The sequence below is a fragment of the Rathayibacter tritici genome, assembly GCF_002932875.1.
Taxonomy (GTDB): domain Bacteria; phylum Actinomycetota; class Actinomycetes; order Actinomycetales; family Microbacteriaceae; genus Rathayibacter; species Rathayibacter tritici.
The window spans coordinates 1-12,562 of record NZ_PSWS01000010.1; the positions used below are offsets into that span (position 1 = coordinate 1).

The window sequence follows — 12,562 nt, forward strand, 5'->3', positions numbered from 1 at the left end:
CTGTTAGAGGCTGCTCTTCAATCAAAGCGGATTAGCCGGTGTTATTCGTGACCGACACGCGCAAATCCATCTCGATCAATCGTATTTTGCATAAGCCTCCTGCCATCCGCCCGGCGATCTCACCAGGCTACTTCCTCGCCGAGAGCTCGCGCCCCATCTGGAAGGGGAGTGACATCTTCAGGCTATACCTACACGTCCCCTCGGTTGAGATAGCGAAGAAGATCTGGGGCACGGCGTTGGAGTTCCTCGAGCACCACGGCGCAGAGTACCGGGCCAAGGTGCTCACTGCAGCGGAGTTCTATCCCCGCCGAGACGCGATGGTGATCTACCTTCGGTCGTCTGAACGTGAGACGGCGCTCGAACTCGGACGATTCATCACCGCGACGGGAGATCTCAGCGACGCGACTTCTGCCTTCGCAGAACGGATCGCTCCGGGCGTGGCCCTGGCAATGGAGCCACGAGACTCGCGTCCCGGCCGTCAGGGACTGAGTTTCGGCCAGCACAGAGCGACGGCGGTCGCCGCCGCACTACTGGCCGCCGCCGATCGACCCGAGAGCCGGACAAGGGAGGTGATCGACGAATTCACAAGATCGGGAATTGACCCGAACGCCACCTGGCGAAACCTCACCCAATGAGCGATCTAGAGCCATCCTGGCCCACCAGATCAGTCACATAGATTAAGGAATCGACCAATGAGCAAGAACGAAAAGATCATGGATCTCGTCTCCGGTTACGACACTTATGCCGCGAGCTCGGAGCTGGGCGACATATCGGCTGCCGACGCGCCGGCCACCACGTGGTACTGCGTCGCTGCCACCGTAACAATGCTGTCCGCTGCCACCTACGAAGCAACCTGCTGAGACTACGAGGGATAAGAACATGACGAAGACGAACGCAATTATGGACCTGGTTTCAGGCTACGAGAGCTACTCCAGTGCTGCCGACATCGGTGTGTCCGCCGCAACCGATGCACCGGCAACGACTGCCTACTGTGCCGCCGCGACCGTGACGTGGTTGACGGGACTCGCGGTCTCGAAAACCATCGACGACGGCTGTTGAGAATATGTCCGGGTCGCTTGTGGATGAGCGGCCCGGACGCCTCCTGCTTTCCACATCTCGCCTTTCGACGCGCCGACTGACAATCCGAAGGGACACAACAATGGATACCCACCCACAGCAGGCGAGTCTCGACCTCTTGGCCCGTGCCGACCTACTCGAGGTCGCTGTGATCCGCTCCGCCGCGACTCTGGGAATCGCGGACGCCCTCGTCGAGGGGCCAACCACCGCCCACGAGATTGCGGCGAGCGCGGCATCCGATCCCGACGTCACCGCCTACCTACTCGACGAGATGGTGTCACGCGGACTCCTCACCGTCGTTGGCTCCAGCGGCGCCTCCGGCGACGAGGCTCTCTACGACCTTACGGATGCGGCCCAACCTCTGCGCTCTGATCACCCCCTGAGCGTTCGCCCTATGCTGCGGAACGACACCATGCTCGGTGTCTCCGGACTGTCGATGATGCGACTCGACCACACCGTCCGAACGGGTGAGCCCTCGGCGCTGGCATCGGGCGTCAGCTTCTGGCAGCAGGTCAACATCGATCCCGTTTTCTTGCCCGACTGGCAGGAACAGGCGGAGGCGGCAGACCAGCAAGGGGGCGCCCTCGGCTGGGGTGCCTCGTTGATTATCGACGGTTACGACTGGTCGAACGTCGGTCATGTGGTCGACGTCGGCGGGCACGTCGGCTCGATCTCTCTCGCCCTGCTCGCCGCACATCCGGACCTTCGCGCCACTTTGCTCGACTTCGGGCACCCCGCGACCGTTTCGCGCGAGCGCTTCGAGCGGGCCGGCTTGGCCGACAGGGCAGTTGTTGTCGATGGTGACTTCTTCACCGAGCTACCTGCCGGCGGTGACGTCTATCTCGTGTCGGCGATCCTCGCCGACTGGCCGGACGACGACACCGTGCGTATCCTAAAGCGCTGTCGTGAGGCCGCCGCCTCGACGGGCGGCCGAGTGCTGTTGGCCGAGGTCAGCATGCCAATGGACTCGGCGTCGACGCGATTACGGATGCGGTCGATGATGCCGTCGCCTGACCGGAGTGCAGGTGAGCTTAAGGCCCTTGCACGGGCGGCGGGTCTCGCCGTTCGATGGGAAAGCCCGGCACACCCGGTGCGCACACTCTTCGAGCTCGTCCCCGCATGATGGGCACCCGCTGCGCCGCAGATTTGACCCGATCAATCCTCGTGCCCTTCGGGCCCACAAGACCGCAGCAGATGCTGCCATTCGCGGCCCTGGCGCAGTGGAGTGACGCGACCGGGCTGTGGCAGGGCCAGGCCGGAGGAAGCGACCCGTTCCAGAACTTCACGTATGCGGCGACGCAGGGCTTTCCGACACCGATAGGAACTGCGGTCAACCTCATGCCGTTCGCGCATCCCTACGATGCCGCGATGCGGGCCACCACTCTCGCCAATGCAACCGGTCAGCCGTCGACCATCGGCTACGGACCGGGCGCAACGTCGTTGCAGCGCGGACTTCTTGGTTCCCCATACCGCAAGCAGCTCGGCGCCGCGCGCGACTATCTCACAATCGTCCGGTCGCTCCTCGAGACCGGCCAGGTCGCCTACGAGGGTGAGTTCTACTCGTGCTCGATGCAGATGCCACACCTTCCCAGGCCAACGATCGAACTCGGCCTCGGCGTGCTGCGGCCGCGCATGGCTCTCCTCGCCGGCGAGATCGCAGATGCGGCTATCACCTGGCTGACCCCTGCCTCCTACCTGCGCGACGTGATACGTCCAGCGCTGGTTGAGGGCGCGGCCAAGGTCGGGCGCCCAGTGCCCCGCATCATCGTGCTCGTCCCAGTCGCCATAACGAAGCCCAGTCGCGACCTGCTCGACTGTGTCCTAGCCAGCAGCCGGGGCCACATGGCGCTGCCGCACTACACCAACATGCTCGAGAAGGTCGGCATCCACGTCGACATCGAGGCGGACGAGCGGGCGAGCGCCGAGGCGCTGGTCGCCGGAGGCGCCTTCCTCGCCGGTAGTCGCGGCGAGATCGAGGAGGCGCTGGCCGAGTACGCCGAGGCCGCCGCGGACGAGGTCGTCTTCAACCTGACCGGGGTCTCCACTATCGAAGGGCACCGAGCGGCGCTGGCAGATCTCGAAAGCCTGGTGACAGCGCTGTGACCGACAGCTACGTCGCTCCTCCCGGAACCCCCTCGCCGCCGCCGTTCCGCGGCGAGCGCTTGCTGCTCGTCGTAGCCGGTGCCCCGGCTGCCCACGGTGTCCCGCAGTGGATCGCCTGGGCCCGGACGTGCTATCCACAGCTCGAGGTGCGGGCCTTCGTCACGCGGTCGGCTCTGAAGTTCGTGACAAAGACCACGCTGCAGCTCAGGCTCGGGGGCGAGGTCGAGGTCGACACGTGGGACGGAGTCGATTCGGCCTTACACATCAAGTGGGCTGCCTGGGCCGATGTTGCTCTGGTCTACCCAGCGACCCTCGGGTACGTCTCGCGTCTGGCCAGCGGTCTCACCGACACCCCGAGTCTCCTGGCGTTGCAGTGCACCAGCGCGATCGTGGGCGTTGCGCCCTCGATCCCACCCGGCGGCTTGACAAGCCCCGCGCTGCGCTCGGCCTGGGAGACCCTCTCGACGGTGCCCGACCTGGTTCTGGTCCCGCCGGAGCCCGGCCTAAGTCTCGCCACGGGACAGTTCGACGGCAGCGTCCCACCGCCCTTGTCGAGCGTGCTCGCCCGGCTGGAGGAGCGGCTTGACGAGCGAGCGCGCGAGGCCGCTCCTTGGGCGCCAGACGAACGGGCATCCGACGGTCGGGTCCCCGACGCGAGCACGGCATCAACGACGAGGACCGCCTCGCGCCGCCTGAGCACAAGGTTGCTGACGACGGAGATCGCCCTCACCCCCGAGGCTGGCGCCGTCGACTGGCTGAGGCGGACCGGGCCGGAGGCGCCCGCGCCGTTCGCGTCAGTCTCGCCCGCGCTGTCGCGCTGGCTCGAACGCGACGCACAGCCCGTTGGCGAAACGGACGGTGCCGTGGTCAGCTGGGCCCTTGGCAGTGGGGACCACGCGGGTCGTCGCTACCGCGTCGCTGGGTCGGTGGCTGTAGCGGCATCGCTGCTGCAGAGCGGCCCGACCGACGACCTCGCGGCGATCCTGCGCGTTCTGGGTGCGAAGCTGGCTAGGTTGCATTCCCTCGATCCCGCCTCTGGGATAGGGCAGGGTCTCGCGAGCGGCGGGCGGAGCATCGACCGTCTGCGTCACTGGTTGACCGGGCGGGCCGGCTCTCCGCCCGTCGCCCAGGCTGAGGGATTACTGCGAGGTGAGATCGGCCTGGCGGGCCGAGCCCGACTCGTCGAGCTGTGCGACGAGCTGCATCATTCCGACCGGAGCATCGTTCACGGCGCGGCGTCGCTCGGTGGGCTCGTGCTTGATGAGGCGTCTGATCCTCCGGCGCCGCCGCGAGCTTCGGCCCTGATCGGCGAGGACATATGTCTCTCTGATCCCCGGATGGACCTCGGCTGGCTCGCAGGCGAACTGATCGAACTGCGCTGGGCTCGCGGCGACCACGATCCTCGATGGCAGGACGGCCTCACCGCCCTCTTCGACGGGTATGGCGACGACCTGGGAGACGAGTGGAGCGTCTATGCGGCTCTGCGCATTGCCCTGCACCTTCACGACTACACGGCCTACGTGCGAGCGGACGTCCCGGCTATCAAGCGGTACGCCGGGTTCATGCGATTCCTGCTCGAGAGGAGCTGAGTAGTGGCTGCGGCTCGCTCCTTCACGAGACATTTACTCGGCAACGGCATGCGTGTCGTTGTCGATGCGGACTACCCCTCATCGCGCGCCGCGGTGGCCCTGCATGTCGGTGTGGGCTTTCGCGACGAGGGACCGGGCGAGGAGGGCCTTGCGCATCTCTTCGAACACCTGATGTTCCGGGGCAGCGCGAGTGTACCGGGTGGGGCCTTCGGCGATGCCGTCTACGGCACCGGAGGGCTATTGTCAGGCACGACGCACCACGATTACACCGACTACCTCCAGGTCGTCCCGGCAACAGAGCTGCGGCGAGCACTCTTCCGAGACGCCGACCGGCTTTGCGCGCCCTCGTTCAATCCGACCGAGCTCGCCTTGCAGCTGGCGGGCATCACGCAGGAGATCCTGCACGCGCGAGACCTTCCTCCCCTGGGCGGTTTCCCATGGCCACTCGTGTCGAGAGTGATCTCGGCTGTCGAGCAGTTCGCGCACGATGGCTATGGCGATCTTGAGCGATTGGGCCAGGTGACGCCCGACGACTGCAGACGGTTTTTCGAAACGCACTATGCGCCGTCGAACGTCGTGCTGACCGTCGTCTGCCCCCAGCCCGCGAGCGAGGTGCTGCCGTGGATCGATGCGGAGTTCTCGTGCGTGTCGGCACGCGGCGCCGGTGCCCGTGCGCGCCCGTCCGACCCGCCTCCCGAGGTGCCGGGCGGAGAGGCGTGGACTTCGACCGGACTCACGGCCACGTCGACCTCGGTCGCCTTCCGACTACCCGACCCGCGGGACGACCTCAACGGCTACCTCGCGACCGTCGTCCTGGCCGATCTCCTCTCGCAAGGGTCGTCGACGGCCGTGCCAGAGGCGCAGCATATCTCGGCACGGTGCGGTGTCTTCGGCATGCTGGACTCCCGCGACCCCGACGTCCTGCTTGCGACTGTGACCACGGTCGGGGCTTCAGGCGACCAAAGCACTCCCCCGGAGGCGGTGACCCGGGTCGTCGACGCCATCGCCGCCGTCGGGAGGGGCGCGGCGCCGGCTCCCCAGGTCGCCGCTGCTGCGGCTCGTGCCGCCTATGACGTGGCACATCGGCAGTCCGATCTGGGGTCGTGGTGCCGCACGCTCGGCCGACTCGAGTTCGTACTGGGCGACGCGGCCGTTGCGGCAGGACTCCCGCGGAGCCTGGCGAGTGTTTCGCCCGCCGACGTCGTCGCCGCTGCGGCGCGTTTGGTCGTCCAGCCGCCTCGCTGGGTGTCCGTGGGTCCCGGCGTCGCACGAACTCGGCCGGCCTCGGGTGCCGGCTCGGCGACACACGCCATCGCGCGGCCCGCAACCGTCTCGGCGGTCGATGCAACGTGCCTCCTCCACTCGAAAGCTGCAAGGCCGTGCCCGCCCACAAACCACGCGCCCGCCGCCGTTGCGCTCGATGCGACTGAGCGAGCAACGACCTCGGGCATACGGGTGGTGGCCGCGCGCGATTCCCGGGCCGAGTTGTGCGAGCTCCGGCTGCGCGTACCCCTCGGGCCAGCGGGTTGGCAGTCCCCCGGGCTCGCGGGGAGCGTCTGGCATCGAGCCCTTGACCTGTCCGGCATCGCCGCTCTACGCACGATCGCCGGCGTAGCCGTCCGGATCCATGTGACGGGACAGTGGGCCGACGTCACAGCAGCCTGTCCGAGGTCGGATCTCGATCGGGCGGTGCTCGTCCTCGTCCGTGCCCTCGCGGCCGTTGCCGACCAGGCAGATCCAATAGTGGCGGCGGCTCTGCCGTATGTTCCGCCGAACCACGAGCAGTTGCTAACCGATGTCCTCCGGCTCGCGTGGACCGCCTCATCGCCGCCCGGCACGTCCGTGCTCAGCCCCTCACGCGCTACCTTCGTCGTGGTAGGCGCAGACGATCCTAGGCGGATCGCCGCCGCCGTGGAGTCGATGGTGGCTGCCTACGTCCCCTCCCAGACGCCAGACGATAGCCCTGGCCCGGGTCAACCCCCGGTGATCACGATCCCGCTCGACGACTTCTCGGCCCACCGCCCTGCGGGCGCGCCCCTCGAAGACTACGTCGAGCTGATGCTATCGGGCCCGGAGGCGCAGGACGGTCCACTCGATGCCGCCCGCTATTTGGCCACCGCCCTGCTCGGCGGATCGCCCGTGTCGCGGCTCTCGGACTGGTGCCGAGGGTTCGAGACTCGAGTGGTCGACATGTCCGTCGGTCGTGACCTGCTCGGACCTCACCGGCGCACCTTCGTGCGCATCCGAACACCCGCTCGTCTCGCGGCCCAGTCGGTCGAGGTCGTCCGCCAGACCATCGATAACCTCGCCGACGTGCCGCCACCAGGAGACGACTTACGGAAGGCGGCCGCCTATGCGCACGCTCAGCTACTCTCGACGTCTGACTCGCCTGCCTTCCTCGCTGACGCACTGCGACACACGCTCTCTGCGGGCCGATCACTGGACTGGGTGCTCGGGCGGTCGTCGGCACTGCTGACCGTCACAGCCGGGGAGGTCTCCGATGCTGCCGCTCTGTTCCGTGGAGCAGGACACAGCATGGTTTCGCTCGGCCGGTTCAACGACGAGGCCCTTGTCAGCCTCGCATCGTCCTGGTGGACGGTCGACACGAACCACACTTGCACAGTAGGAAACTGTGAAATAGATTCTAGACACGCACAAACGAGGAGGAATGATGAACGACCTTGACCCCCAAGCGAGTCGGGATGCGCTCCGCGAAGCGTCAGAAGCCTTCCGACAGGGCGCCCGAATCGCCGCGCGACCCGCGTGGTACCCCATCGGCTTGGGGGTATCCCTCGCCGCCGCCCTGGCATCGTTCGCTGTCCCGTGGCTCACCATCACCGGCGTCGTACTTGGAGGGGTGATCGGCCCCGTCCTGCTAGAACGACTCGCCCGACGGCGCAACGGAGCTTCGCCCGCCAAGAACTACTTCGCTTCCGGTGCCCGCGTAGCGACCGTGACCTTCGTGATCGTCGCGGCCGCCCTGTGCGCGACCGCACTCATCTTGCTCAAGACGACGGGAGAGACAGCCTATGTCCTCGTGGCAGCAATGGCGCTCGGCATCGTGACGACGCTCTGCACCTGGCGGGTCGGGCGCTCGCGTCAGTCCGCGCCGGACGTTGACCCCGCCCTGCGGTGATGACTATGCAGTTCGACTCAGTCATCCACCCAGAACAGCGGATGCGCATCTGCGCGTTCCTAGCGCCGAATGACGAAGTCGCCTTCTCGATCGTCCGCGAGACGCTCGACATGAGCGAGTCTGCTCTGAGCCGCCAGGTCAAGATTCTGGTCGAGGCCGGCTATGTGTCGGTGACGAAGGAGTCCGGTGTGCCGCGGCCTCGATCATGGATGGCCTTGACCGACGAAGGGCGGCGAGCGATAAAGGGGCATTTACAAGCACTTCAGCAGTTGGCCGCCGACGCCGAGCGTTGATGACCGGTCTTCGACACTAGACCCTATGAAGGAGGGGCGATGTCGTCCATCGCGCTGATGACGCTTCCACTGCACGGACACGTGAACCCGATGCTCGGCCTCGCCGCCGAGCTGGTGGGCCGGGGACACGACGTCACGTTCGCCACAGGCACCGATTTCGCGGCGGCTGTCGAGCGGACAGGCGCCAGGGCGGTCGTCTACCAGTCAGTGCTGCGTTCTAGCCGCACTGGCGTCGGATGCTGGGTGTCCGGAGCGAGTGCTGAGCGGGACATCGTCGACGTGTTCGCCGCCGAACGCGACGCAGCGCTGGCGGCGCTCGGTCCCCAGTACCGGCACGCCGTGCCTGAAATCGTCGTCTTCGACACCGTCACGGCGTTTGCCCCGATCCTGACGTCCCGCTGGGGCGTGCCGTTGGTGCAATTCAGCCCGACGCACGTGCTGCCGCCCGAGCAGCCGAGCCACGGTGCCACGCCGGCGGCGGCCGACGCCAATTCGCCCTGCATCGTGGCCCTGCCACGCAGCTTCCAATACCCGGACGAGGGGGTAGGGCACGGTCACGTCTTCGTGGGCCCGCTCGACTGGGAGCGGGACGGCGACGCCGATTGGCAACCGTCCAACGCGGCACGCACCACGCTCGTCTCGCTCGGCACCACATTTAACGACGGCACAGATCTGATGCGCAGGGTTGCACGGGTCATCTCCGAGGTCAAACCCGGCACCGAGGTGGTCGTGGCGCTGGGACGGCCCGTCACGCGGGAGCTGGGCGCCGGCTGGCCGGAGTCGGTCCGGCTCGAGAGCTGGGTGCCTCAGCAGCGGGTTCTCCGCGAGGTCGACCTCTTCGTCACGGCCGGCGGCACGGGGAGCGTACTAGAGGCGATTCGCGCCTCGACTCCAATGGTCGTTCTGCCGCAGGCCGTTGAGCAGTTCGTGAACGCACGCCAGGTCAGGCACCTGGGCCTCGGCACAGCTCTGACGCCTGATGCGGTCGACGACGACGCCCTGGCCGCGGCGGTGAACCTCGCTCTTTCCCTCCCGGGGTTTGGCGAAGCGGCCCGCCAGCTGAACGACGAGATGGCGTCAGCCGGAGGCGCCGCAACCGCCGCCGCCGTCGTCGAAGGCTCACTCCTCCAGCTCACAGGAAGGCTTGCTCCGTGACCCCGAGCGATACCAGACAACAGGCCGTGATCGACGTTCATGGACTGACAATGACCTATGGCGACGCGCAGATCCTCGATGACGTCAGCTTCACCGTTGCATCGGGCGAGATCGTCGCCCTGCTCGGGCCCAACGGCGCGGGAAAGAGCACGACCATCGAGGTGCTCGAGGGCTTCCGCCGAGCGTCACGGGGGTCCGTTTCCGTGCTCGGCAGGGATCCGCAAGCAGCTGACGACGCCTGGCGTGCCCGTTTGGGGATCGTCCTGCAGACCTGGAGCGACCACGGGAAGTGGCGCGTGCGCGACCTGCTCATGCACATGCGCAGGCTCTATGCCCCCGCCGCTTCCCAGCCGGTGTGGAACGTGGACGACTTGATGGAGGCAACCGGGCTGACATCCTCAGCCCGCAAGAAGCTGTCCTCGCTCTCGGGCGGGCAGCGGCGCCGGGTCGACATCGCGCTCGCCGTCCTGTGCCGCCCGGCCCTGCTGCTGATGGATGAGCCGACCGCAGGCTTCGACCCCGAGAGCCGGCGATCGTTCCAGCGGCTCATCTCGGCGTTCACCGAAGACGACACCGCGACGCTGATCACGACGCACGACCTGGACGAGGCCGAGCGCATCGCCGACCGGATCATCATTCTCGTCGGGGGTCGGATCGTCGCGGTCGGCACCGTTGAGGAACTCGCCCGACAGACCGGCGCGGGGGACGAAGTGCTCTGGGAGGCCGACGGGGTGTCGCACTCCGAGTTCATGAGCGACTCCACCGGCTTCGTCCGCGACCTGATGGTTCAGAGCGGCGACCAGGTCAGCAACCTCCGAGTGCGACGGCGATCGCTCGAAGACGTTTACCTGGCGATCGTTGCAGGCGCAGAGGCCACGACTGAAGGTACGCCTCAGACGGAGACCGCATTCGAGAGGAGTGAGCGATGAAGACCGCCGATTTCACGCGTACGTCATTGACAGAGGGGCTGCGCCGCGGCGGACGCGAGCTGCAACAGGTTGGGTCTAGCGGCGAGGACCTACTGGGTAATGTCATCTGGGTGATCGCCATCCTCACGCCCGTCTGGGTGATGCGCGACCAGACCGTGCCCAGTTCCGACATCTCGGCAGCCAGCTATCTGCTGCCGAGCCTGATGGTGATGAGCGTCGTCTTCCACGGAACGTTCAGCCTGGCTCAGCAACTGGTCGCCGATCGGAACGACGGCACGCTCGTGCGGCTCCGAACAGTTCCCCAAGGTGTGCAGGCGTACCTGATCGGGAAAATTGTACTGGTGTCGTCGATGGTCGTTATCGTCTGCCTGCTACTTACGATCGCGGGGACGATCCTCACCGACGACATCATCGCTTTCGAGCCCTCGCTCTGGCTGGGGCTCGCTTGGACCATCCCACTGTCGCTCCTGGCGATCCTGCCGTTCGGAGCCATCCTAGGGCTGACTGTGACCACTGCGCGGAACGTCAACATCGTCCTCTTCCCACTGCTTGGCCTAGCGGCTTTGTCCGGTACCTTTGCCCCGATCACCGGATACCCCCAATGGCTACAGTTCATCGTCATGGCCCTGCCGCTGTACTGGGTGGCGCTCGGGGCACGGGCCGCCCTGCTGCCCGACGGGTTTGCGTCCGCCGAGATCGCGGGCTCCTGGCAGACGCTCGAGACGGTCGCCGTGCTCGGGGTCTGGGCCGTTGCGGGCTGCCTGCTCGCCCCCATCGCCCTGCGTAGGGTGAAGCTGCGTCGCTCAGGAACGCTGAGTCGCCTCGGGACGACCGGTGCCTGATGTGGACTACAGGCTCAAGGAGAATTTTAGGGGCGCGTCAACGGACGGCTCGGTAGCAAAGACGCCCATCGTTATCGTGGCCGATTATCTCGTACCGACGCCCGAGCACGATGCCGCGTCGCACCGCCTGGTCGAGATCATGGAGATCCTGTTGTCGTTGGGCGTCGCCGTCGTCTTCTTCCCGGTCTTCGGCCCCCCTCAGGTCGACACCTCCGTGCTCGTTAGCCGGGGCATCGGGGTCATCGCAAGCGGTGAGGGCCAGCGGCAGTTCCTTCACGACTACGGTGATCGCGTCGCGCTTGCCGTGCTGTCGCGACCGCAGACCGTCCCCGTGTTGATGGCACCCCTCCGTGAGTTTGCTGCCTGCGCGCGCATCGTCTACGACACAGTCGACCTGCACCATGTTCGGCTTGGCCGGCAAGCGGAGCTCGCCGAGGCGCTGAGCGGCGACGAACGCTTTCGTCTGCAGGCCGAGGCGGTCTCGCTGGAGGCGCTCGAGACCTACCTCGCCAGTATCGTCGACGTCACCCTCACCGTCTCCGAGCACGATGCCGAGCTGATGCGGCAGGCGGCGCCCGGGGCCGACGTACGCGTAGTACCGACCGTCCATCCCACGACGGCCCCGCGCCCCCAGCCCGAAACGAACACGGTCGCGTTCGTAGGGAACTACTTGCACGCGCCGAACGTCGACGCCGTAATATGGTTCGCCGATAGGATCCTTCCGCTGGTGCGCGCCTCAGTTCCAGACGTGCTTTTTGAGGTCATCGGTGGGGCGGCTCCGCAAAAGGTCCTCGCTCTCTCGGGGGCCAATGTCGTCGTCCGCGGCTGGGTGCCCGACCTCGGCGCAGCCCTTGCTCGGGTCGCGGTCGGCGTAGCACCGCTGCGGTTCGGATCGGGGGTAAAGGGGAAGATTGGCGAGATGGCGAGGAGGGCCGTTCCCCTCGTCTGCACCACCCTTGCTGTCGAGGGGATGCACCTCGTCCCGGGCGTCGATGCCCTAGTCGCGGACGACGAGGCAGCCTTCGCCGGCCACGTCGTCGCGCTGCTGGCCGACCGCAGCTTCGCCCAGACGATCGCACGGTCGGGTCGAGACCGGGTCGAGGAGCACTTCGGCACTGGGCGCGTTGCGGCTCAGCTGGCAAGCCTCTTGCGCCACTGAGCTGCGGCTGCACCTGCGGTCAAGCTCGCCGCGGGCGAGAGAGCTGCCATATTGACGCCCTGCACCTCGCTGGTCACGCCGACATTCTGTGGGCATGCCGTTGATGACCGGGACCGATGCAGACGTGTTCGACATATCTGGTGCCCAGGAGGCCGCGCACGTCATCACCACACGAGCGGCCACCATCGCTCAGTACACCCCGGGCGGAGCGATCGACGTTGTCATGCCGATCCCCGACTCCTCCCGCCCCGCCGCGATGCAGGTCGCGCAGAAGCTCGG

Annotated in this window: 13 protein-coding genes; all 13 read left to right on the forward strand. The window is 66.8% G+C overall.

Features of this window, described 5'->3' with window-relative positions; all coding sequences use genetic code 11:
• Positions 1 to 38 precede the first annotated feature (38 nt).
• The 13 genes from C5D07_RS01970 (at position 39) to C5D07_RS02025 (ending at position 12,283) form a co-directional block, all read left to right on the forward strand.
• Positions 39 to 635 (forward strand): T3SS effector HopA1 family protein, encoded by a 597-nt coding sequence (locus tag C5D07_RS01970; protein WP_104258544.1) that lies wholly within the window; start codon positions 39 to 41, stop codon positions 633 to 635.
• Positions 636 to 692: 57 nt separating this feature from the next.
• Positions 693 to 860, forward strand: coding sequence for a hypothetical protein (locus C5D07_RS15600; RefSeq protein WP_170063488.1), 168 nt, complete (start codon positions 693 to 695; stop codon positions 858 to 860).
• Between the two features lie 19 nt (positions 861 to 879).
• Positions 880 to 1,059, forward strand: a complete 180-nt coding sequence (locus tag C5D07_RS01975) for an LxmA leader domain family RiPP (protein ID WP_104258545.1) — start codon at positions 880 to 882, stop codon at positions 1,057 to 1,059.
• Positions 1,060 to 1,159: 100 nt separating this feature from the next.
• Positions 1,160 to 2,200: a methyltransferase gene (locus C5D07_RS01980; RefSeq protein ID WP_170063489.1), complete on the forward strand. Its 1,041-nt coding sequence runs from the start codon at positions 1,160 to 1,162 to the stop codon at positions 2,198 to 2,200.
• Positions 2,197 to 3,180 (forward strand): LLM class flavin-dependent oxidoreductase, encoded by a 984-nt coding sequence (locus tag C5D07_RS01985; RefSeq protein WP_181134377.1) that lies wholly within the window; start codon positions 2,197 to 2,199, stop codon positions 3,178 to 3,180. The genes C5D07_RS01980 and C5D07_RS01985 overlap by 4 nt, the downstream gene beginning before the upstream one ends.
• A complete protein-coding gene (locus tag C5D07_RS01990) occupies positions 3,177 to 4,769 on the forward strand; it encodes a flavoprotein (RefSeq protein ID WP_104258547.1) in 1,593 nt (530 codons plus the stop codon). The genes C5D07_RS01985 and C5D07_RS01990 overlap by 4 nt, the downstream gene beginning before the upstream one ends.
• Before the next feature lie 3 nt (positions 4,770 to 4,772).
• A complete protein-coding gene (locus C5D07_RS01995; protein ID WP_104274007.1) occupies positions 4,773 to 7,454 on the forward strand; it encodes a M16 family metallopeptidase in 2,682 nt (893 codons plus the stop codon).
• Positions 7,455 to 7,548: 94 nt separating this feature from the next.
• Entirely contained in the window at positions 7,549 to 7,905 is a 357-nt protein-coding gene (locus C5D07_RS02000; RefSeq protein WP_146076804.1) for a hypothetical protein, read from the forward strand.
• Positions 7,906 to 7,910: 5 nt separating this feature from the next.
• Positions 7,911 to 8,198 (forward strand): transcriptional regulator, encoded by a 288-nt coding sequence (locus C5D07_RS02005; protein ID WP_211286309.1) that lies wholly within the window; start codon positions 7,911 to 7,913, stop codon positions 8,196 to 8,198.
• 39 nt (positions 8,199 to 8,237) lie between these two features.
• Positions 8,238 to 9,353 carry a nucleotide disphospho-sugar-binding domain-containing protein gene (locus C5D07_RS02010; protein ID WP_104258551.1) on the forward strand — a complete coding sequence of 372 codons (1,116 nt, stop codon included), beginning with the start codon at positions 8,238 to 8,240 and terminating at the stop codon, positions 9,351 to 9,353.
• On the forward strand, positions 9,350 to 10,282 hold the full coding sequence (locus C5D07_RS02015; RefSeq protein WP_249028150.1) for an ABC transporter ATP-binding protein: 933 nt from the start codon (positions 9,350 to 9,352) through the stop codon (positions 10,280 to 10,282). Before C5D07_RS02010 ends, C5D07_RS02015 begins: the two co-directional genes overlap by 4 nt.
• Complete coding sequence (locus C5D07_RS02020; protein ID WP_104258553.1) at positions 10,279 to 11,124, forward strand: ABC transporter permease; 846 nt, start codon at positions 10,279 to 10,281, stop codon at positions 11,122 to 11,124. Before C5D07_RS02015 ends, C5D07_RS02020 begins: the two co-directional genes overlap by 4 nt.
• Positions 11,117 to 12,283, forward strand: coding sequence for a glycosyltransferase family 4 protein (locus C5D07_RS02025; RefSeq protein ID WP_146076803.1), 1,167 nt, complete (start codon positions 11,117 to 11,119; stop codon positions 12,281 to 12,283). The genes C5D07_RS02020 and C5D07_RS02025 overlap by 8 nt, the downstream gene beginning before the upstream one ends.
• Positions 12,284 to 12,562 lie beyond the last annotated feature (279 nt).